General features: G+C 70.8%; 11 protein-coding genes. 6 read left to right on the top strand and 5 right to left on the bottom strand.

Annotated features, from left to right (window positions below; all coding sequences use genetic code 11):
- Nucleotides 1-12: 12 nt before the first annotated feature.
- The 5 genes from O7621_RS27225 to O7621_RS27205 form a co-directional block, all read right to left on the bottom strand.
- Complete coding sequence (locus tag O7621_RS27225; RefSeq protein ID WP_282231842.1) at nucleotides 13-11,532, bottom strand: non-ribosomal peptide synthetase; 11,520 nt, start codon at nucleotides 11,530-11,532, stop codon at nucleotides 13-15.
- 142 nt (nucleotides 11,533-11,674) lie between these two features.
- The gene (locus O7621_RS27220; RefSeq protein ID WP_282231841.1) at nucleotides 11,675-12,199 is read right to left on the bottom strand and encodes a DUF6036 family nucleotidyltransferase; all 525 of its coding nucleotides are present in this window, start codon (nucleotides 12,197-12,199) and stop codon (nucleotides 11,675-11,677) included.
- Complete coding sequence (locus tag O7621_RS27215; protein ID WP_282231840.1) at nucleotides 12,196-12,597, bottom strand: hypothetical protein; 402 nt, start codon at nucleotides 12,595-12,597, stop codon at nucleotides 12,196-12,198. The genes O7621_RS27220 and O7621_RS27215 overlap by 4 nt, the downstream gene beginning before the upstream one ends.
- A gap of 141 nt (nucleotides 12,598-12,738) precedes the next feature.
- The gene (locus O7621_RS27210; protein WP_282231839.1) at nucleotides 12,739-13,212 is read right to left on the bottom strand and encodes a hypothetical protein; all 474 of its coding nucleotides are present in this window, start codon (nucleotides 13,210-13,212) and stop codon (nucleotides 12,739-12,741) included.
- Between the two features lie 223 nt (nucleotides 13,213-13,435).
- Nucleotides 13,436-13,867 (bottom strand): hypothetical protein, encoded by a 432-nt coding sequence (locus O7621_RS27205; RefSeq protein ID WP_282231838.1) that lies wholly within the window; start codon nucleotides 13,865-13,867, stop codon nucleotides 13,436-13,438.
- Between O7621_RS27205 and O7621_RS27200 the strand changes: the two genes are divergently transcribed.
- The 6 genes from O7621_RS27200 to O7621_RS27175 all read left to right on the top strand — a co-directional run bounded on the left by O7621_RS27200 (nucleotide 13,856) and on the right by O7621_RS27175 (nucleotide 22,458).
- Nucleotides 13,856-14,770 carry a hypothetical protein gene (locus tag O7621_RS27200; RefSeq protein WP_282231837.1) on the top strand — a complete coding sequence of 305 codons (915 nt, stop codon included), beginning with the start codon at nucleotides 13,856-13,858 and terminating at the stop codon, nucleotides 14,768-14,770. The genes O7621_RS27205 and O7621_RS27200 overlap by 12 nt on opposite strands.
- 85 nt (nucleotides 14,771-14,855) lie before the next feature.
- Nucleotides 14,856-15,497, top strand: coding sequence for a hypothetical protein (locus tag O7621_RS27195; protein ID WP_282231836.1), 642 nt, complete (start codon nucleotides 14,856-14,858; stop codon nucleotides 15,495-15,497).
- Nucleotides 15,494-16,186 carry a hypothetical protein gene (locus O7621_RS27190; RefSeq protein WP_282231835.1) on the top strand — a complete coding sequence of 231 codons (693 nt, stop codon included), beginning with the start codon at nucleotides 15,494-15,496 and terminating at the stop codon, nucleotides 16,184-16,186. Before O7621_RS27195 ends, O7621_RS27190 begins: the two co-directional genes overlap by 4 nt.
- 181 nt (nucleotides 16,187-16,367) lie before the next feature.
- Nucleotides 16,368-17,903, top strand: a complete 1,536-nt coding sequence (locus O7621_RS27185) for a class I SAM-dependent DNA methyltransferase (protein WP_282231834.1) — start codon at nucleotides 16,368-16,370, stop codon at nucleotides 17,901-17,903.
- Nucleotides 17,900-19,030, top strand: coding sequence for a restriction endonuclease subunit S (locus O7621_RS27180; protein ID WP_282231833.1), 1,131 nt, complete (start codon nucleotides 17,900-17,902; stop codon nucleotides 19,028-19,030). Before O7621_RS27185 ends, O7621_RS27180 begins: the two co-directional genes overlap by 4 nt.
- The gene (locus O7621_RS27175) at nucleotides 19,027-22,458 is read left to right on the top strand and encodes a DEAD/DEAH box helicase family protein (RefSeq protein WP_282231832.1); all 3,432 of its coding nucleotides are present in this window, start codon (nucleotides 19,027-19,029) and stop codon (nucleotides 22,456-22,458) included. Before O7621_RS27180 ends, O7621_RS27175 begins: the two co-directional genes overlap by 4 nt.
- Nucleotides 22,459-22,588: the final 130 nt, after the last annotated feature.

Genomic DNA, 22,588 nt, shown 5'->3' with positions numbered 1-22,588 from the left:
GCTCCTCCGTCGTCACGTCTGTCCTTTTGACTTGTCCAGCCGGCCGTCGACCAGGTCGGCGACGGTGGTGCCGTCCAGATGCAGCGGGGCCGCCGTCAGCCCCGCCGCCCGCGCCGCCGACCAGTACACGGCGGCCAGCTCCGGCTCCACCAGGCCGTGCACCAGCGGCAGGTCCGGCCGGTCCGCCTGCAGCAACGACTCCACCTGGCAGGACGCCACCGCGTCCGGCAGCGTGCCGCGTGCCGCGTACACGGCCACCGCGACCGGCGGAAGCCCGGCGGGCAGGACCCGACGCACCGTACCGCAGGCGAGCAGGCCACCGCCGACCACCAGCACGTCACCGGTACGGCGCATCCGGTCCAGCGCGGCGGCCGGGTTCACACAGTGCGGGAACGAGTCGTCGACCAGCACGGTACCCGGCCGCAGCCGGTCCACGTCGACGATCTCCGACGAAGCGCTCACCGCCGCGACGACGGTCGCGGCCGCGTACACCGGCGCCGCGACGGCCGGACCGGCAGCGGCCGTCGCGACGGCCGCTGCCGACTCGGCCCAGATCAGCTCGCCCCGGTAACCGAGCCGGCGCAACCGGTCCGGGTAGTCGGCCAACCGTCGCCGGCTGCCCGGCAGATCCGCCAGCACGATCCGCGGCGGGTGCGGCCCACCGTGGCGCAGCAGCAGCTCCAGCACAGACCGGCCGATCGAGCCCAGGCCGACGACGGCCAGCGGGCCGACAGTCAGGTCGCGGTTGGCGGCGGCCAGCGCGGCGAGGGTTGTGAGCACCACCGAGGTGGCGGTCGCCGCGTGTCCGGTCGTCACCCGTACCGCCGGATTCACCCGCCGGACCACGTCGAAGCCGTAGCCGGTGACCGATGGCAGCATGCCGGCCAGCGACACGCACCGGGCACCCGCCTGGGCGGCGAGGGAGACCGCGTCAGCGGTCACCGGTGCCAGGCCGGGGCCGAGTTCGTCGGCGAACAGCGGCAGGCAGACGAACCCGGACCGGCCGAACGGGGTGACCAGCTCCTCCAGCAGGCGGGGCGCCCCGGTAGGGAACAGCAGGTCGCGGATCTGCTCGCGGGGCAGTGCGGCCGCCGGCATCCCGGCCAGGGCCGCCAACTGCGCCGGAGCCGGCAGATATCCGACGATCGCCGCGTCCAGCGCAGTGCCGACGGCGGCGAGCCGCCCGGCGTCCGCCCGGACGATGTCGGCAGCGGCGACCAGTTCGGCTTCGGCGCCGGCGGCGACCAGGTCGGCTTCGATCGCGTTGACGAAGCCGGCGAAGCGGCCGGCGTCCAACGCCTCCGGAGCGGCCCGTACGGCGACCCGTAGCCCGTCACCCACCGGCCGGACGGTCAACAGAACGTCCGTGCCGACCGGCGGTGGCTCCAGTTCACTGTCGGTGTCGTCGGGCTGCAGACAAAGTCCGTCGCTGGAGGCCGGCCCGAGCCCGGTGAAGTCCAGCGAGCTGAAGATGAACTGCGCCCCGGCCAGTAGCGCGGACACGCCGGGGCCGCCGGACGGGCCGCCGCAGGTGTGGGCGCGCACACTGTCCGGGCCGTACCTGCGGGCGTCGGCGACCTCGGCGGCCACCCGCGCCAGGTCCTCGCCGAACGTCTCGGCACCTGATCCGCTGTCACCTGATCTCTCGGCGTCGTCGGCGAGGCGCAGCGGCAGCAGCACCGCGCACGGGCCGAACATCCGGTGCAGGTCCGGCAGTTGATGGTCGCGGCCGGTCACGGCCAGCCCGATAACCAGGTCGCTCAGGCCGGTCAGCCGGGCCAACCCCCGGCGGTACGCGGTGAGCACCGGCGCGTACCCGGTGCTGCCTGCGGCTGCTGCCAGCCGGCGCAGCCTGGCGGTGACCGTAGCGTCCAGGGTGAACCCGGCGACGCGGGCCCGGTCCTGCTCGACGGCGACGCCACCCGCGCCGGTGCCGCTGGCGGCGGGCGCCCGCAGCGTCGGCGGATGGTACGGCGACCCGAGCCGCTTCCGCCACCAGCGTCGTGCCGCCGGATCCGGCCTTTGCCGGTGCAGCCAGTCGACGTAGTCGCGGAACGTGGTCCGGGGTGGTGCGGCCGCGCCGGACGCCGGATCGTCGTGCAGCGCCAGCAGTTCCCGGCTGAGCAGCGCGGCACTGTAGCCGTCGCCGATCAGGTGGTGCGCGTGCACCACCATGACATGCTCGTCCGGGGCGAGGGTCAGCACCAGCAACCGCAGCAACGGCCACGCCCACGGCTCCACCTGCCGCTGGCGTTCCCGCGCCACCAGCTCGGCGACCTGCGCGGCCGACTCGACTCGTTCGAACCGGACCGGCAGCCGCAGCGTCGCCGGCAACTCCTGCTGCATCGGCGGCCGGGCCCCGGCCGGGAACACCGTACGCAGCATCGGATGCCGGGCCACGACGACGTCGACCGCCTGCTGGAAGCGGCGCCGGTCCAGCCGACCAGACAGCCGCAGCTGGGCCAGCCAGGTCGAACTGCTGCCCGGTGCGGCCGCTTCGGCGAGCAGGAAACCGCGCTGGGCGGGGGCCAGCGGAAACGGCCGTGGGTCGTGGCCGACCTCGGACACGTCCCCGGTCGACGCAGCCGGGCACGACGGGCCCGGAGCCGCCGCGTCCGCCGGCACCCCGGCGGCGGCTTCGTCGATCGCCGCAGCCAGCCCGGCCAGGGTGCGGTGGTCGTAGATGACCGTCGGGCGGGGCAGGACCGAAAAGTGTTCCCGCAGCCGGGCGAAGACGTCGATGGCCACGATGGAGTCGCCGCCGATGGCGAAGAAGTCGTCGTCGCGGTGCACGGCGGGCAACCCGAGCACGGACTGCCACACCTGCGCCAACCGCCACTCCGTGCCGGTGCCCGTGCGCGGTGCCGCACCGGCCGGCTCCGGCTCTTCGCCCGGCAACCCGGTGAGTAGTTGCCGGTCCACTTTGCCGGTGGTGGTCAGCGGCAGCTCCCGTACCAACTCGATGCGGGCCGGAACCCACTGCGGCGGCAGCCGGTCGGCGAGGTGCCGGCGCAGGTCGGCGGCGTCCGTCGCGGCGTCCGCCGTCGGGTCCGTCAGCTGCGCGTACGCGACGAGCCGGGGATAGGGCTCGGTCTGGAGCAGCACCACCGCCGTGGCGACCGCCGGGTGGTTGCCCAGCGCAGCTTCGATCTCTGCCGGCTCGATCCGGTGGCCGTGCAGCTTCACCTGGTCGTCGAGCCGGCCCAGGAACTCCAGGTCCCCGGTGGGTCCGACGCGGACCCGGTCGCCGCTGCGGTACCAGCGCCGGCCGTCGCGGTGGACGAACGCCGCCTCAGTCTGTGCCGCATCGTCCAGGTAGCCACTGGTCAACCCGGGCCCGGAGATGAGTAGCTCGCCGGCCTCACCCGGTGGGCAGGGCCGCCCGGCGGCGTCGACGACGGCCAGCGTCGCACCGGCGGCCGGCCGGCCGATCGGCATCCGCCGCAGGCCGTCGGCCGGCCGCCGGTCGATCAGGAACCAGGCGGCGTTGATGGTCGCCTCGGTCGGCCCGTACAGGTTGGTGATCCGGTGCCCGGGGCCGAACAGGTCGAACCAGCTCCGCACCTGCCCGGGAGGCAGCGTTTCGCCGCCGACGTGGATCCAGCGCAGCGCCGACAGGTCCGGTCGCCCGCTCGAGGCGGTACGCCGCTGCGCCGCCGCCAGCAGTTGACCCCACAGCGTCGGCACCGAGCTCCAGACCGTGATCCGGTCGTTCTCGACCCGGCGCAGCACCTCGTCGGGGTCGCGCAGCACCTGCGGGGCGAGTACGACGACCGTCGCTCCGACCAGCAGCGGTGCCAGCAGTTGCCGGACGGAGGCGTCGAAGCACAACGACGAGGTCTGCGCCAGCCGGTCACCGCTGTGGTAGCCGAACGTGTCGACCGCCCAGCGTAGATAGCCGCCAGTCGAGCGGTGACTGACCGGCACGCCCTTGGGCCGGCCGGTCGACCCGGAGGTGAAGATGACGTACGCCGTACCGTCAGGGTCGGCAGCGGCCGTGCCGTCTGGGACCGGGTCGACAGTGGTCCCGTTGACGATGACCGTGTCGACGTCGACCATGACCAGCCCGGCCAGCGCATCGGCCAGCTTCGTCGACTCGGTGTCGTGCAACAGCACCTGTGCGCCGCTTCGCCGCAGCTGATCGCGGTGGCGGGCCGCCGGATGGACGACGTCCAACGGCACCCAGCCGGCTCCGACGCGCAGCACCCCGACGATGGCGGCGACGGCGGCGGGTCCGCGCGCGGCCAGCAATCCGACCAGGTCACCGGCTTGTACGCCGTGGTGGCGCAGCGCGGCGGCGACCCGGTCGGCGGCGGCGTCCAACTGCCGGTATGTCATCCGCAGCTCGCCCGCCTCGACTGCGACGGCGTCGGCGTACCGGCGGCACACCTGCCCGATTCGCTCCACTACCGACGGCAGCATCCCCGAAGTGGACTCCCTCGAGGGCGGGTCGGTCTGCTCGGCCAGGTCAGCCAGTTCGGCGAGGAAATCGGCGGCCAGCCCGGCGACGGCCGCCCGGTCCAGCGACGGCACCGGATGGTTCCAGGCGAACCGCAGCCGCTCGCCGTCGGGCCAGCAGAGCAGCCCCAGCCGGGTGCCGGCCGACGCGGTGCCGGCGGCGACCGGCGACACCCGTACCGGCAGGTCGGCGTCGGACATGACCGGGAAACGGGCGAAGCTGAAACTGGCCGGGCTGGGGGTGACCGGCCGGCCGCCAACGCCGCTGCCGGCGTCGGCAGCCGGGTCGGCGGGTCGCGGCGTCGCCCGCGCCAGGTCGACCGCGTCAACCGTGCCGTGCCGCTGCGCGACCAGCCAGGCGGCCAGGACCCGCCGCGCGAGGTCGGCCGCCGGCTCGGTCGGGTCGACGTCGACCGTCACCGGCAGGGTGTCGGCGAACGGCCCGACGACCCGGTCGACGCCGGGCAGCCGGGTGTCGCGGCCGGCCCGCGCCACCGACACGGTGACGGTGCGCTGCCCGCTGGCGCGGGCCAGGCACCGGGCGTACCCGGCGAGCAGCAGGTGGAACAGCGACACCTGCGCGGCGGCGGCCGCCCGGGTCAACGCGGCCACCGTCGGCGGGTCGACGGCGACCTGATGGGCGGCGTACGGCGGTGCGGGCGGTGCGGCCGGGTCGCGCCACGGCAGCCGCAGCCCGGTCGGCCACGACGCCAGGGTCTCCCGCCAGAAGGCCAGGTCCACCGCGCGTGCCGGCGCGGCGACGGCCAGGTGGTCGCGGAACGTCGCCGGCACCGGCGGCAACTGCGGTACGCGGCCGGCGGCCAGCGCCCCGTACACCTGCCACAGCTCCTCGCTGAGCACACTCAGGCTGGCCCCGTCCCCGGCGGCGTGGTGCAGCACCAGCAGCAGTTGGGCGGCGTCCGGACCGGTCCGGATCAGGGCGGCGCGCAGCGGAGGTCGGCGGGTCAGGTCGATCGGCTCGTTGCACAGCCGTTCGGTCAGCGCGTCGACGTCACCGTCGCCCTGGCCGTAGTCGTGGACGGCGTACCAGTCGGCGAGCGGCGTCGGCGGGCCGATCATCTGGCGGGGCGGCGCGGCACCGTCGTCGTCGGTCCACCGCATCCGCAGCATCGGGTGCCGGCGCGTCAGCTGTGCCAGGGCCTGCCCGAGCAGGTCGGCGTCGAGCGGTCCGGTGACGGCGTGTCGGACGAACCCGAACGCGGCCACCTTCGGGTAGAGCCGGTGCAGCGTGTGGAACGCCCGCTGCACTCCGGACAGCGCGAACAGCTCCGCGTCGCCGTCGGCGGTGACGGCGGTCGGAGCAACAGCCGGCGGCGGATCCGCCAGCCGGTCGACGAGCGTGGCGATGGTGCCGTGCTCGAACAGCAGCATGGTCGGCAGCGGCCGGCCGAGTTCACCTTCGAGGGTCTTGACCAGGTCGATGGCGGTGAGTGAGTCCAGGCCGAGGGTGAGGAACGACGTGTCGTCGTCGATCTGCGCCGGGTCGCAGTCGAGCGCGTCGGCGAGTAGCCGCCGCAGCATGTCCCCGATCTCGCCCGGGGTGTGCAGCTGCCGGTCCGCGTCACCACTCGGCACGGCCTGCGGTTGCGGCAGGGTGTCCACTGGAGGCACGCTCGCGGTGACTGTCGCGGCCTCGCTCGCGGCTGTCAGCCGGGTGACGACCAGGTGGGCGGCGGGTCGGCGCAGCGCCGACCGCAGCGCCGGCAGGGCGTCGTCGAACGGCAGCGCCGGCAGGCCCCGGGCGGCCAGCCGCGCCGCGAGCCCCGGGTCGGCGGCCATCCCCGCTTCGGCCAGGGCCGAGAACCCGACGGTACGCAGCGGCCGTCCGGCGGCCCGCTCGACGGCGGCGTACGTGTCCAGGAAGGCGTTGGCGGCGGCGTAGTCACCGACCGCCCCGGCGAGTCCGGGCAGCAGCGCGCTGACCGAGGTGAACGCCACCACGGTCGCCGGCCGTCGACCGTACCGGCGCAGCGCCCGGACCAGCAGGTGACCGCCGCGTACCTTCGGCGCCAGCACGGCCTGCAGTTGCGCCACGGACCTCGACCGCAGCGGGCCGGGCCGGACCACACCGGCGGCGTGGAACACCCCGGCGAGGTCGGGCAGCCCGGCGATCAGCGCGTCGACGTCGGCGGCGTCGGTGATGTCACACCGGCGATAGCCGACCTGCGCGCCGAGGGCACGCAGCCGGTCGACCAGACGGTCCGGCGCGGCGGCGGCGCGGCCGGCCAGCACGATCCGGCGGTGTCCGCGCGCGGCCAGGTCCGCGGCGAGCGCGGCGCCGACACCACCCGTGCCACCGACGATCAGCTGTACGCCGTCGGCGTCGACCGGTTCCGTCGTGTCCTCGGCGGCCGGTTCGGCCGGGACGAGCCGGCGGCCCAGCCGCTGCCCGCCCCGCCACGCCACCGGCCGCGACTCCGCCGGCCGCGACTCGACCGCCGCCGGGTCTGGCTGTGCCCCGACGGTCGTCACTTCGGCGACCAGCGCGTTGACCCGGGCCGGTACGTCATCGGCCGCTGACAGGTCCACTCCGGACACCGTGTTGTCCGGGTGTTCGTCGGCGAGCGCGGCCGTCAACCCGTTGACCAGGCTCTGTACCGGGTCCGGCCGTTCACCGCCCGCCCCGGTGCAGACCGCGTCGTGGGTGACCACCAGCAGCCGGAACCCGCGTTCGGGCAGCGCGGCGACCAGCCCCGTCACGCCGTGCAGCGTGGCGTCGACAGCCGCGTCCAGCCCGGCCACGCCGCCATCGGCGTCGAATGGGTCACCGCTGGCCAGGTAGACGATGAGCTCGGCGTCACTGATCCCGGTGGCAAGCTCGATGCCGTCGGCGGCCAGCCGGTCCCGCAGCCCGTCCGCCAGCGGGCCGCCGAGGGCCGCGTCCGGCCCGGTCAGGTGCACCGAGGCGGGGGAGCGGCCGGCCGGCAGCGGCAGCGGCGACCAGCACACCTGATGGACCAGCTCGTCCCGGTCCTTCGCCGCCTCCGGCAGCCAGTGCCGGCGGTGCTGGAACGGGTACGTCGGCACGGCGACCCGCCGCCGGCCACCGGAGATCCGGGCCCGGTCCACGGCGACCCCGCGCTGCCACAGCGCCCCGACCAGCCCGACCAGCCCGCCGTCGGCGTCGGTCGGCGGCACCGACAGCACCTCGACCCGGTCCGCTGCCTGCGGCGACGCGTCGCGTACCGCCCGGGTCAGCCGGTCCGGGTCGGCACCGAGCAGCACGTCGTAGCCCTGGTCGAGCAGCGCCCGCAGCTGGTCGGCGTCGTCGCCGGTGACGGCGTCGGGCACCACCCCCCAGTCAGCGAGCCGCCGGCAGACCGCCGTCGGCCCGGTCTCGTCGCCGGGCCACACCACGGCGGTACGCGGCCGGCGTACCACCTCGGTGACCGGGCCGGACGCGGCAGCGGCCAACGCGGCGGCGAGCCCGGTGGTGCTGTCGGCGACGACAGCGACCCGGTACGGCCGGTCGTCCCGGGCGGTGTTGACGGTGGCGCACACGTCGTCGGGGTGCAGCTGCGGATGCGCGTCCAGGTAGGTGGCGAGGTCCCGCAGCGACTGCCGCAACGCGACCTCGGTCGCCGCCGAGCAGGTCAACAGGTACGGCCCGGCGCCGGCTCCCTCGGCGGCCTGCCCCGCCGCCGGGGCGGCATGCCGCCGAACTGTTGCCGGCGCGGCCTGCTGCGGTGCTGTTGCCGGCATGGCTTCCTGCAGGATCGCGTGCGCGTTGGTGCCACCGAACCCGAACGCGTCCACCCCGGCGGTCAGCGGAGCGTCGTCGCCAGCCGTCCAGGCCCAGTCGGTCGCCTTGGTGACCACCTCGAAGCCGGCGGCGGGCAGGTCCAGCCGGGGCGACGGGGTGTCGACGTGCAGCGACGGCGGCAGTTGCCGGTGCCGCAGCGCCAGCACCACCTTGACCAGGGACGGCATCCCGGCGGCGTTGAGCAGGTGACCGAGGTTCGACTTGACCGAGCCGATCAGCCGGGGCCGTCCGTCCGGGCGAGGTGGGAAGGCGTACGCCAGCGACCGCACCTCGACCGGGTCACCGAGCTCCGTACCCGTCCCATGCGCCTCCACATAGGAGACGATGGCCGGGTCGACGCCGCTGTCCCGGTACGCCTGGACGATCACTTCCCGTTGGCGTAACGGGTTCGGGGCCAGCAGGCTCAACGAGCGGCCGTCGTTGTTGACGGCGGTGCCGCGTACCAGGGCAAGAAGTTCGTCCCCGGCGGCGCGGGCGTCGTTGACGCGGGCCAGGACCAGCGCGGCCCCGCCCTCGCCGGGCACGAACCCGTCGGCGTCGGCGGCGAAGACCCGGCACCGGCCGGTGGCCGACAGCGCCCCGGCGGCGGCGAGCAGCCGGTGCCCGGTCGGCGTCAGGTTCAGGTTGACCCCACCGACCACGGCCAGGTCACATTCGCGTTCGCGGAGGCTGCGCACTGCCAGGTGCAGCGCGACCAGCGCCGACGAGCAGGCGGTGTCGACCGCGATCGCCGGCCCGGTCAGGTCGAGGGCCTGCGCGACGCGGGCCGGGATCAGGTTGCGCAGGTTGCCGACCAGCGCGGCCGGTTCGCCGGTGACGTCGGAATCGGCGCGGAGCAGTTCGGTGTAGCCGCTCTCGCCGACCGCCGCGAACACCCCGACCCGGCGGCCGTGCCGGCGCGGTCCGGCGTACCCGGCGCGTTCCAACGCCTCGTGCGCCAACTCGAGGAAGATCCGGGCGTGCGGGTCGGTGTGGTCGGCCTCGGTGTCGGACATGCCGAAGAAGCCGGCGTCGAAGCCGGCCGGGTCGTCGAGGAACGCCCCCCAGCGGGCGGTGTCGGTGTCGCCATCCGGCCGCCACCGCTGCGGCGGGATCCCGCCGACGCTGTCCCGGCCGTCGAGCAACTGCCGCCAGAACTCGTCCGGGCTGTCCGCACCGGGGAACCGGCAGGCCAACCCGATGATCGCCACCCCGACGCCGGACCCGGCAGCCGCTGCGGCGGCTGGCCCGCCTGTCGGCCCGGTCGCCGGCCCGACGGCCGGCACAGCCGGTTCCCGGCTCCCGTCCTTTACCGGGGTGAGCAGATGGTCGGCCAGCGCTGCCACTGTCGCCCGTTCCCGCAGCTCGGCCGGGTCGAGTTCGCGGCCGAACGCGTCCTCCAGCCCGGCCAGCACCTCCATCGCCTGCAGCGACGAACCGCCCAGCGTGGTGAACCGGTCGTGGACGCCGATCTCGTCGGCGGGCCGGCGCAGCACCCGCGCCCACACCGCCCGCACGACCCGTTCCACCTCGTCGCGGCTCCCACCGCCGGCCACTGTGTCCACTGTCGGCGCGCTGGCCGGTGCCGGTGTCGGCGAACCGTCCGCCGCCGTCGCCCAGCGTTGTTCGACGGCGGCGAAGTCACCGGCGGCGTACCGCTGGCGCAGCCGGGGCCGGCGCAGCTTGCCGCTGGTGGTGCGCGGGAACGCCCCGGCCGGCACCGGCAGCACCCGCACCTGGTCGTGGCCGGTCGCCGCCACGATCCGGGCCGCCACCCGCGCCAGCACCGCGCCGGCCTCGGTCGGCGGCGCGGTGGCGTTGGCCCACTGCACGAAGACCACGATCCGTTCGGCACCACTGTCATGGTCGGTGCAGCCGATCACCGCGACCCGCCCCGGCGGCAGCCCGGCCGTGCCGGCGACGACCTCCTCCAGGTCGGCGGCGTGGAAGGTCCGGCCGTTGACGAACACCACGTCCTTGGCCCGGCCGGTCACGCAGAGCCGGCCGTCGCGTAGGAATCCCAGATCACCGGTACGCAGCCAACCGTCCATGAACACCTCAGCGGTGGCCGCCAAATCACCGTGGTAGCCGGCGGCCACGTTCGGGCCGTGTACCTCGATCCGGCCGACCCGGTTGTCACCGAGGTCCCTGCCGGTCTTGTCGCCTCCGGCGACCCTGCCGGCGTCGTCGACGATGCGCACCTGGCAGCCGGGCACCGGCGGCCCGACGTCCATGAACTCCACCGCGTCCGGGTCGCCGTCGCCAGCGTGCTGCACCGTGCCGGCGGCGAGCGCCGCCCGGTCCACCCGCACCGGTGCGGCGGTTTCGCCCAGCGGCGGGACGGTGACGGCGAGGGTCGCCTCGGCCAGCCCGTACACCGGTTGCAGTGCGGCCGGGTCGAGCCCGGCGGGCCGGGTCCGTTCGACGAACGCCCGCCACACCACCGGCGAGATCGGCTCCGCGCCGACCATCATCAGCCGTACGGCACTCAGGTCCAGCCCGGCCAGGGCCTCGGCCGGCACCCGCCGGACCGCCAGCGCCAGCGCGAAGTTGGCCGCCGACAGCAGGGTGGCCCGGTGCCGGTGCGTGACGCTGAACCACAGCAGTGGCCGTTTCGCGAAGGTCAGTGGGCCGATCCGCACCTGCTGCAGCCGGGCGGCCAGGGGTGCCAGGTGGGTGCCGATCAGCCCCATGTCGTGGAAGTACGGCATCCAGCTGACCGAGGTGTCGTCGGTGGTCAGCGCGGCGGCCCGGCCGATCTGCCGCAGGTTGGCCAGCACGTTGCGGTGCCGCAGTTCGACGCCGCGCGGGGTGCCGGTGCTGCCGGAGGAGAACTGCAGGAACGCGGGTGAGTCGGGGTCGGGTGTCGGCAGCTTTCGTGGTGCTCTCCCGTTGGCCCGCAGGGTGTCGAGGCGCAGCGCCGGCGCGCCGGCGTTCCGCGCGACCGGGGCGCAGGCGTCGTCGACGATCATCGGTACGCCGCCGAGCAGGTCACGCACGCCGGCCACCCGGGTCGGTTCCGCCGGCAGCGGTACGGGGACCAGCCCGGCCGCCAGCGTGCCCCAGAACATCGGCTGGAAGTCGTCGCCGGCATCGGCCAGCAGGATCACCGGGGTGCCGGCCGCGATGCCGGCGTCGTGCAGCCCACCGGCGACCCGCAGCGCCTCGTCGCGCAGCTGCCGGTGGGTTACGACGCGCTCGGCACCGTCCCCGCGTACGTGCGTGATCGTCTGATCCGGGGCGGCGTCGGCGGCTGCGATCAGCACATCGAGCAGGTGTTTCTCGCCGTTCGGCCCGTCCGTGATCAGCACGGCCAGACCCTAGCCGAGCCGGTCGACACCCCACCTGGTCCGGCCAGCCGGAACGCGGCGAATCCCGGGTGTCGTGTGCCGGCGAGCGTCGGCGTGTGAGCCAGTCCGGCTTGGCGTAGCTGCGCGCCGAAAGCGCTCGTCGCTACTGCTCGGCTGGATCCGGGAACAGCTCCTCAAGCATGAATTGAACCTTGGGGGCGATCGGTCGTCCTGGATACACGGACTCGACCAGGTCAAGTCCTTGCGCCGCTGTGGTGAATCCGCAAAGCCGATACAAGATGGCTATGTCGTCAATGTCCTGTTCTCTTGCTGCCAGGAGTTTCATGGCGAGGAGATACTCGGGTGAGGCGACGTCGACGCGAAGAGAGTCGTTTTCGAACACCTGGCGTGCTTGGGGATCCGATCCAGGGAGGAACCCTTTGACGGCATCGTTGAGCCAGTCGTCCGGAAGATCGTTTCTGGCTGCCACGGCAGCGGCCGCCAGGTGCACTCCGGTTTTCGGGGCGAAGATGGCATCGATGTCCCGGGTTGCCCGGCGAGCGTCGTAGGCTAGGGCCATCGCCGCACCACCGACCAGGAAGATCTCAGCGCGGATGCCCTGGTTGCGCAGCTCTGTGGATAGCTCGTTGAAGAGATGAAGAATCTGGCTGCGATCGAGAAGACTCATACTCGCGTTAGCGCCGATTCTGTGATGAACACACCGCGCTTCCGGAATGCCAGTGGTGACTCGACGATTGCGGTGGCATGCCAGGACTTGAGTCCCGATACGAACCACCATGGCTTTGCATACCGATTCTGGTCGAAGGCCCAGATCGGTGGCCGCCAGCCATCCCGGCGGGCGAGATGTTCGGCCAATCCAGCGAGTGCGGCGTCCACCCGAACGTCGCCGGTTTCGGATGGTGCCGTTGCGAACAGCTCCGCTCCAGCGGGAACACCATCCGTGGTCAGTGCTCGCTGGTAGTCGTCGAGGAGCTGAAGGAGACAGCGGAAGGCGTGCTGAAGACCGCCGCCTGCCAGCTCGGCGGCGACGTTGCGGGCGGCGTCTGCTGCGGTCCAGAGCGTCACACTCAGAGCTTACGACGCCGCGCTGCGCGTGGCCCCCGGCGCGGGAACTTAGCCGAGCGTTTGACGTATCGAAGGTAGCGGACCGGCAAGCCGACCGGCCGGAACGCGGCGGATCCCGGGTGCAGCCTCGCTGACTGAGCGTCAGCCGCGTGCGAGCCAGTGGGTCACGTCGTCGGTGAGGACCACCTCGTACGGCAGAGCCCGCAGGTCGTCGGCGACCACGTCCAGACCACGGGAGCGTGCGAGGTCAGCCAGCCACGACCAGGGATGCTCCTCGGCGGTCTCGTCGTCGTCGGGGAGCACGACTGTCAACACGGACCGGGTGACGCTCTCCCGGGCCTCGTCGACCGGGTCGGCACCGGGGCGTGCGTCGCCCGCCGACCGCCGACCGAGTGTGAAGCCACGGTCCTGGTGCAGCAGCACCCGCCGACCGTCGTCCAGCATGACGAACTCGCCGACGGAGAAGCTCTGCGTGTCCGCCGCATCGGCCTGCTGGGGCCGGAGATCGCAGATGGCCCCGACGCCGACGACACGGCCGGGCCCGACCGGCGGCAGGTCCACGTGGTCGTCGACGGCCCCCGGGTACGCCTGCCAACCGCGTCCCGCTCCGCTCACTTGTCGTGCCTCCTGACCCTGTCGGATCGCCTCCGTCGTTCGAGGGCGAGACCGCGCCCGCTTCGGTCACCGTGGCTGCTACTGGTACCCCTGCAGCTTTTCACGCGACCGGACTAACGAGAAAGCAAGACCGTTGAGGTCAAGTAGGAAGGGTGGAACTTCCACGAAAGGATGACAAGTGTGAGTTGTCCACAGCCCGTTGAATTGATCTCTCCGATCTGCGTTACTTGTGTGCACCGTGGATGGACACGGGCCGCGACGGGAGGGCGTCCAGTTGACCGGACGGCGGGACAGTTTCATCAGGAGGCGCAGGGCGGCCGGCTTCAGCCAGGAAGGGCTGGCCGCGCGTCTGCAGGTCGATCGGACCACCGTGGCCCGGTGGGATCAGGGTAAGGCTGAGCCGCACCCGCTCACTCGGGCGCGACTCGCGGAAGCGCTCGGCACCTCGGTCGATCAACTCGATGCCCTGCTCGCCGGGGAGCCAGAAAATCGATCTCTGGACATCGACGATTGGGGCGGTACCGTTACATCGGGGGACGACAATGGAGGTGATCTTACGGATCGGCGTGCGTTCACGATCAATGCCGCTCTGGCGGGCCTGGGCATCGCCAGCCCGCTGCGAGACTGGATCACCGCCTCGGACGTGCCGCAGCACCTGAGCATGGAGCACCTGAAGCAGGTGTCGGCCACCATCGCGGGCCTTGAGCGGGCCGACGCGGCGGCCGGTGGCGGCAGGCTTTGCGACATCGCCATCGCCATGCACCGGCGGCTGACCCGCTGGGAGCGGGAGGCAACCTATCCCCGGCAGGTCGGCGACGCGCTGCAGAACAACCTTGGCGACCTGGAAGCCTGGATCGGCTGGCTCGCGCTGGACGCGGAGCGGCGTGCCGAGTCGCGCCGCTACCTGCAGGAGGCGATCGTCCGCGCTCGACTGCGCGACGACCCGCATCTTGAGGTCCACGCCATGGTGGTCATGGCGATGCTGGTCAGAGATGTGCGACCGGTCGAGTCTCTGCAGATCGCCGAAGCGGCCCGACGCATCTCCGGCCCCTGGGCGACCCCTCGACTGACCAGCCTGCTGCACCTGCGGACCACCCACGCGTCCGCAGAAATGGGCGACGCTGCCGAGTTCAACCGTGCACTCGCCAGGGCAAAGACCGCGTACGATCGTGGCCCCAGCGACGACGACCCGCTCTACATCAGGTTCGTCAACGACAACGAGGTCAACGCGGTGGAAGCGCTGTCGCAGCTGGCGCTCGGTCGCCCCGAGCGGGCGGTTCCCTGTCTGCAGGCTCGCCTGGCCCACCACGACCCCATATATCGGCGGAATCAGATCCTCGGCAAGGTCAGCCTGGCGATCGCGCTGCACCAGCAGGGCGACTCCGCCGTAGCGGGAGCCGTCGCGCTGGACGCGCTGCCCGACATCGCCGAGCTGAAGTCCGGGCGTGGCCGTAAGCGGCTCGCCGGACTGCGGGCCGACCTCGGGCAGGTGGCCGACCGGGTGCCAGCGGCACGCGACTTCGTCGAGGCGTACGACGTGGCGAAGATGGCGGCCTGACGAGCCGACCTACCCGCCTGTGCCGGCGCTGGGCCAGATGCCGGCCGCCGGCATCGGCTTGGCCGAGGCTGGGAGACTGGGCGGTATGTCGACTGTGATCGTGCCTGCCGGGTTGAGCATGGGTCCGCGCTACCGGTACGTCCGACCGCCGGACCCGACGCCGGAGTGCTACGAGGTGCATCTCGGGGACGACCTGGTCGAGTTGGCCGAGACCGAGGCGGCGGTGTGGGCGGCGGCGTTCCTCTACCCGGACCGGCACGCCAAGCTTTCGGTCAACCGGGATTCGCTGGTGCGGATGCTGGAGACCGCCCCGAAGCCGGAGCCGCAGGCCGCCCGGTACGTCGACGATCTGATTGCTCGGGGTCTGCTGGTCGAGTTTGACCCGGACGGCGACCTGCGGCCGGTGTTCAGCCGGCACAAGCTGCTGCCCCTGGCCCAGGGCCTCGGCTCCACCCCGGACGCCCCCCACCAGCACCGCATCGGCATCGCCGACCAACCCCTCGTCGCCCTACCAAACTCGGTGTACGGGCTCTGGTCGTTCTCGTTCCACAGCAAGAACCTGTGGGAGGCGTGCGCCTACTATGCGGCGGCTGACGAGGAAGAGCTGGAGCCTGGGGAGGAGCCTTTGGGGCTGACTCCGGAGTCGATAGCTCAGGAAGTCGCCGAGAACCTCCCGGTGCTGATTTCGGCGACCTGCGCCTTCCTCGATCCGGTGGTGGACGAGTGAGCTGGCGGCGGCGTCAGTATCGGGCTGGTGAACGACCAGCCCAGTCGTTCGCGCAGCAGTGGCGGCACGAGACCACGAAGGAAGGCTCCGGCAACCTCGTCCAGCAGTTGGGGGCCGGCCTCGGTGCCCTTGCTGCGTTGGCGACCACGAAGTGGGGACTTCCGTCGTCCGTCGCGATCGTCGGTGCGATCCTCGGACACGCGGTGAGTGTCGCTGGTAAGGGGTTCGTCAACACGGTGTTGGACCGCCGACGTGACGCTCGGGCGGGCGACGGCACGACCCCGGGCGGCTCCGGCGCAGGTGGTGGCGGCGGTGCAAGACCGTTGAGCAGCATCCGTCGTCGCTACCCTGGCCACCGGAGCCGGGGCGGTGGCGACCGTACGATCACCATCGGCGGCCCGGCCAGCCGTGGCAGCGGCGGTGGGGGCGGCGGGAGCACCGGCTCCTACCTTCAGCAGCTGCGTCGACTGCTCGACGAGATCGAGACGCAGCAGGCCAAGCTGGCGAACGTCGCCAACGCGATGCGGGCAAGTCAGCTCGGCGTCGCGCAACTGCTCGCCGGTGGGCGGCAGGACCGTACGCAGGAGATCTACACCTGGTCGGAGCTGTCCCGCGCCAACGTCGAGGAAGCTGCGGTCCTGACTCACCAAGCAGTCAAGAGCCTGAAGGCCTACCTTTCGAATCTGTAGGTTGATCATGCGTTGACCAGCGTCGATTCCTCCATGCGGTCAACAAGGTCGACATGATCGACTGTGTCGTGCTGCGACAGTCGCAAGTGATCTAGCCGACAATCCCTTGTGGTAGGTGTGAACATGGCTGACTCTAAACGGTTCCGTGTCCACCACCACTCAGCCCTTGGGACATGACTCCGTGATCACTGGTGAACTGAAGAGCAAGATCGACCGCATCTGGGATGCCTTCTGGTCGGGCGGCATCTCCAACCCCCTCGAAGTAATCGAGCAGATCACGTATCTGCTGTTCATCCGCCGCCTCGACGAGTTGCAGACCCTCGCCGACAACCGGGCGCAGCGCCTCGGCCCCGACGGGGTCCGCCACATCTACCCCGATGGCGACGACCCGCTCGGCGTGCCATACAGCGAGCTGCGCTGGCAGCGCTTCAAGAGCATCGACCCGCGGAAGATGTACGAGATCGTCAGCGAGCACGTCTTCCCGTTCCTGCGCGACCTCGGCGGCGACGGGTCGGCGTACTCGCGGCACATGAAGGACGCCCGCTTCACCATCCCGAACCCGGCGCTGCTCGGGCGGGTCGTCGACATGATCGACGACATCCCGATGGATGACCGGGACACCAAGGGTGACCTGTACGAATACATGCTCAGCAAGATCGCGACGGCTGGGCACAACGGCCAGTTCCGGACGCCCCGGCACATCATCAACCTGATGGTCGAGATGGTCGAGCCCGGCCCGAAGGATCGCATCTGCGACCCAGCCTGCGGCACCGCCGGCTTCCTGGTCGGCGCGGTCGAGTACATCCGCCGGCGGCACCCGGCCGCGCTGCACGACCCGGTGCTACGGGACCACTTCCACCAGGACATGTTCCACGGCTTCGACTTCGACAACACGATGCTGCGGGTCGGCAGCATGAACATGCTGCTGCACGGGGTGGAGAACCCGGCCATCGACTACCGGGACTCCCTCGGTGACGACGTCAGCGACGAGACCGACGCGTACTCGGTGATCTTGGCCAATCCGCCGTTCGCCGGCAGCCTCGACTACGAGCGCACCTCGCGGATCCTGCAGCAGACGGTCAAGACGAAGAAGACCGAGCTGCTGTTCCTCGCGCTGTTCCTGCGACTGTTGCGCAATGGCGGCCAAGCGGCGGTGGTCGTGCCCGACGGGGTGCTCTTCGGCTCCAGCAAGGCACACAAGGAGCTGCGGCGAATGCTGGTCGAGGACCAGAAGCTCGACGCGGTGGTCAAGCTGCCCGGTGGGGTCTTCAAGCCGTACGCCGGGGTGTCGACCGCGATCCTGTTCTTCACCAAGACCAACAGCGGCGGTACGGGCAACGTCTGGTTCTACGAGGTGAAGGCCGACGGCTGGAGCCTCGACGACAAGCGCAGCCCGCTGCTGCCGGAGGCGAAGCTCGGCCCGGTGCCGGCCGAAGCGCTGACCGCCGAGGAACACGCGAAGAACAACCTGCCGGACGCGCTGGCCCGCTGGAAGCAGCGCGACGGTGCCGAGCGGGAGCGGGCGCGCACCGAGCAGTCCTTCTGCGTGCCGAAGGACGACATCGTCGCCCAGGACTACGACCTGAGCCTCAACCGCCACAAGGAGATCGTGCACGAGGAGGTCGAGCACCGGCCACCAGCCGAGATCATCGCCGAACTCGAACGCCTCGAATCCGAGATCCAGCAGGGCCTCGCCGACCTCAAGGGGCTGCTGTGACGTGGGCTACCAAAAGGCTGGACGAAGTCTGTTCGATCGTGATGGGACAGGCGCCACCGGGTGAGGGTTACAACCTCGATGGGTTGGGTTGGCCGCTGGTGGCAGGTCCCGGCGACTTCGAAGGCGACCGCCCAGTAGTCAAGAAGTTCACGAAGCATGCTGCCAAGCTTTCTCAGCGAGGGCAGATCATCCTCGGTGTGCGGGCGTCAATTGGCGCGAAGGTTTGGAGTGATCGAATCTATGCGTTGGGTCGTGGAGTCGCTGCTCTGACTCCTGCGCAAGAAGTCGAATCCCGCTATCTCTGGCACTGGCTAACGTGGTGTGCCCCTGACCTTTCGGCTAAGGGTAAGGGTGCGACATTCAAGCAGGTGAACCGGCAGGACATAGGCGAGATGGAGGTGCCGGTTCCTGGTTTGGCTGAGCAGCGGCGGATCGCGGATGTGCTGGACCGCGTCGACGCCCTGCGCGCCAAGCGCCGAGAAGCAGAGGCTGCGGTCGCTGGGCTGGCGAGGGGGATGTTTTGGGAGTGGCTTCCGTTGAGCACCCCGGAAGTTGCCCTCGGTGAACACTTGGATTTCGTGACAAGTGGTGGCAGGGGCTGGGCTCGCTACTATTCGAGCGCGGGGCATCGATTTATTCGGTCGCTTGATGTGCGCATGCAGGAGATTGATTCAGGTGAGGCGGCTTATGTCGATCCACCTGATAATGCTGAGGCTAGGCGCACTCGAACCAAGATGGGTGATGTGCTGCTTACAATAACCGGATCCAGGATTGGTCGAGTCGCACCATTGCCGCGATCACTGGATGGATCCTTCGTCAGTCAGCACGTCGCCATCCTTCGGCCGTCGCCTCGGCTGCGTCCGGAATTTTTGTCGTTCTTCTTGGGTATGGAGGACGGCGGTCAGCGCCAGATTTTACAGGCCCAGTATGGACAAACCAAACCTGGGCTGAACTTTGAGCAGATACGAGCGTTCATGATACCGGTGCCGAGTCTTGACGTTCAGGATGATTTTTGCAATCGGCTTAATGGGTTGCGGGATCTGAAGGTGGTGCAGCGGAGGGCGTTGGGGGAGTTGGATGCGTTGTTCGCGTCGTTGCAGCACCGGGCGTTTCGGGGGGAGCTGTGACGGCGGCCAGCAACTTCGCCTTCCTGCGGGCTGAGTGGCCTGACCTGTTCGACGAGGCGCAGCGCGTCGAGCAGCACACGTTCGCAGACCCCCGCTACGCCTGCTTCTATGCTCGGCGCTGCCTCGAACACCTGGTCAAGTGGCTGTACCGGGCCGATGAGGCGCTGCGGCGGCCGTACCGGGGTCAGCTCGCGGCGCGGATCGCGGAGCCGGCGCTGAAGAACCTGGTCGGCGAGGACCTGCACGCTAAGATGGACGTCATTCGGCTGCAGGGCAACCGGGCGGTCCACGAGAGCCGTCGGGTCAGTGACCGGGACGCGCTCGTGGTCTGCCAGGAGCTGTTCCACCTGATGTACTGGCTGGCCCGCACCTACACCCGCGACCAGGCCGCCGTACCGTCGAGCAGCCTCGTCTTCGACGAAGCGCTGCTACCGAGGCCGCAGATGCGTCAGGCCAAGACCCGCGCCGAGCTGCGCGCCCTCGCCAAGCAGTACGCCGAGCAGGAGGAGCGCGAGGAGCGCGAGGCCGCCGCAGAGCTCGACGGTGACCTCGACGGGCAGATCAAGCGACTCCGTGAGCAGGTCGCCGCCGCCAAGGCACGCAACAGCAGGGTGCCGGACACCCACGACTACAACGAGCAGCAGACCCGGGACCTGTTCATCGACCTGCTGCTGCATGAGGCGGGGTGGGCGCTGGATCAGGCACGGGACATCGAGTTCCAGGTCAGCGGCATGCCGAACCAGACCGGCATCGGCTACGTCGACTATGTCCTGTGGGGCGACGACGATCGGCCGCTGGCGATCGTCGAGGCCAAGAGCGCCCGGCGGCACGCCATCGACGGCCAGAACCAGGCCCAGCTGTACGCCGACGCGCTGGAGCGGATGTACGGCCGGCGGCCGGTGATCTTCTACACCAACGGCTACGAGATCTGGCTCTGGGACGACCTGCGGTACCCGTACCGCAAGGTGCAGGGTTTCTACACCAAGGATCAGCTTGAGCTGCTGATCCAGCGCCGGTCGACCCGGCAGCGGCTGGCCGACACGTCGATCGACCGGGGGATCGTCAACCGGCACTACCAGCAGCGGGCGATCCGCCGGATCGCCGACACGTTCGAGGTCGACGGCCAGCGTAAGGCGCTGGTGGTGATGGCGACCGGGGCCGGTAAGACCCGCACCACGATCGCCCTGGTCGACCTGCTGCAGCGGGCCAACTGGGTCAAGCGGGTGCTGTTCCTCGCCGACCGGTTGGCGCTGGTGCAGCAGGCGACGAACGCCTTCAAGACGCACCTGCCGGACACGGTGACGGTCAACCTGTCGCAGGACCGCAACCGCACCGACGGCCGCGTCTACGTCGCCACTTACCCCACGATGATGGGCCTGATCAACGAGCTGGACGAGGGCGGCAGCCGGCGGTTCGGGCCGGGCTACTTCGACCTGGTGATCATCGACGAGGCGCACCGGTCGGTCTACCAGAAGTACGGTGCCATCTTCGACTACTTCGACTCGCTGCTGGTCGGGCTGACCGCCACCCCGAAGGACGAGGTCGACCGCAACACGTACCGCCTGTTCAACCTGGAGAACGGCGTACCGACCGACGCGTACGGCCTGCAGGAAGCGGTCCGCGAGGGTTACCTGGTGCCGCCGCGCGCCGTATCCGTCGCGATTAGGTATCCACGGCACGGCATTCGCTACGACGACCTTCCCGAGCACGAGAAGGAGAAGTGGGACGAGCTGGAGTGGGGTGAGGAGGAGGCCCCGGACCGGGTCGACGCGCAGGCCATCAACCAGTGGCTGTTCAACGCCGACACCGTCGACAAGGTCCTCGAACTGCTGATGACCCGGGGGCACCGGGTGGCCGGCGGTGACCGGATCGGCAAGACCATCATCTTCGCCAAGAACACCCGGCACGCCGAGTTCATCGCCGACCGGTTCAACGCCAGCTACCCGCAGCTACGCGGCGAGTTCGCCCGGGTCGTGCTGCACAAGGACCGGTACGCGCAGAGCCTCATCGACTCGTTCGGCACCCCGGACAAGGCACCGCACATCGCCATCTCAGTGGACATGATGGACACCGGCATCGACGTGCCGGAGGTCGTCAACCTGGTCTTCTTCAAGCAGGTGCGGTCCAAGACGAAGTTCTGGCAGATGATCGGCCGGGGCACCCGGCTGTGCAACGACCTGTTCGGCCCCGGCCAGCACAAGAAGGACTTCCTGGTCTTCGACTTCTGCGAGAACTTCGAGTACTTCGGCCATTCGCCCACCCGCACCGAGGGGTCAACGGCCGCGTCGCTCAGCGAGCGGATCTTCAAGGCGAAGGTCGAGCTGATCAGTCAGCTCGACCAGCGGCTACCGACTGGCACGGTCATCGACGGCGACGGCACCCGCAGCGAGTCCGGCCTGCGCTGGGACGTCGCCAACGAGCTGCGCGGCCTGGTCGCCGGCATGCGGCTGGAGAACTTCCTGGTCCGCCCGCACCGGCAGGCCGTCGAGCGGTACGCGGACCCGGCGAGCTGGCAGCGGCTCACCCCGGAGGCGTCTGAGGAGATCAGCCACGAGCTGGCTGGTCTGCCGAGCACGGTGCGCCCGACCGGTGACGAGGAAGCCAAACGCTTCGACCTGATGATTCTGCGGCTGCAACTCGCCCGGCTCGGTGCCGGTGGTCGCTTCGACCGGACCAAAGCCGATGTGCAGGCGATCGCCGCCGCGTTGCTGGAGCAGAGCAACATCCCGGCGATCCGCGCCGAGGTGGAGCTGCTCGACCAGGTCGCCGCCGAGGAGTGGTGGCGTGACGTCACGCTGCCGATGCTGGAAGGGCTGCGTCGACGGGTGCGGTCGCTGGTCCGGCTGGTCGAGAAGTCCAAGCGGGCGATCGTCTACACCGACTTCGAGGACCAGATCAACGACGTGACCGAGGTACGCCTCACCGGCCTTGACGTCGGCACCGACTTCGAGCGGTTCCGGGAGAAGGTCCGGGTGCACCTGCGGACCCACGAGGACCATGTGGCGTTGCAGAAGCTGCGGCGTAACCGGCAGCTGTCGCCGACCGACCTGGCCGAGCTGGAACGGATGCTGGTCGACTGCGGCGGCAGTGAGCAGGAGATCGCCCAGGCCCGGCGGCGGGCCAACGGCCTCGGGCTGTTCCTGCGCTCCCTCGTCGGGCTGGACCGGCAGGCCGCGACCGAGGTGTTCGACGATTTCACCGCCGGCCGCAACCTCGACGCGGGGCAGCTCGACTTCATCAACACGATGATCGACCACCTGACGCAGAACGGGGTGATGGAGCCGAGCCGGCTCTACGAGTCGCCGTTCACCGAGAAAGCTCCGGCCGGACCGGATTCCGTCTTCCCGTCGGCGGACGTCGACAAGCTCGTCAGCATCCTGCGCACGGTCAAGGCGAGAGCGGCCGAGCCGGAGGCCGACGTCGCCTGACCCTGGGCCACCAGAGCGACGGTCGTGGGCCGCATCCGTTCGCGAGTGGAGGGCTGAGGCACGTCAAGACGCCCGAATTTCGTGCCTCAGCCCTCCACTCGCGGAGGTCGCGGGGGATCCTGCCGGCGGC

This window comes from Solwaraspora sp. WMMD937 (assembly GCF_029581175.1).
Taxonomy (GTDB): Bacteria; Actinomycetota; Actinomycetes; order Mycobacteriales; family Micromonosporaceae; genus Micromonospora_E.
The sequence above is the reverse complement of the archived record's forward strand: the minus strand, read 5'-3'. Positions and strand labels throughout refer to the sequence as shown.

What these genes read in the sequence shown, in the direction of transcription:
- O7621_RS27195 (WP_282231836.1), top strand. Translation starts at nt 14,856, where the DNA reads ATGTCGACTGTGATCGTGCCTGCCGGGTTGAGCATGGGTCCGCGCTAC.
- O7621_RS27220 (WP_282231841.1), bottom strand. Translation starts at nt 12,199, where the DNA reads ATGAGTCTTCTCGATCGCAGCCAGATTCTTCATCTCTTCAACGAGCTA.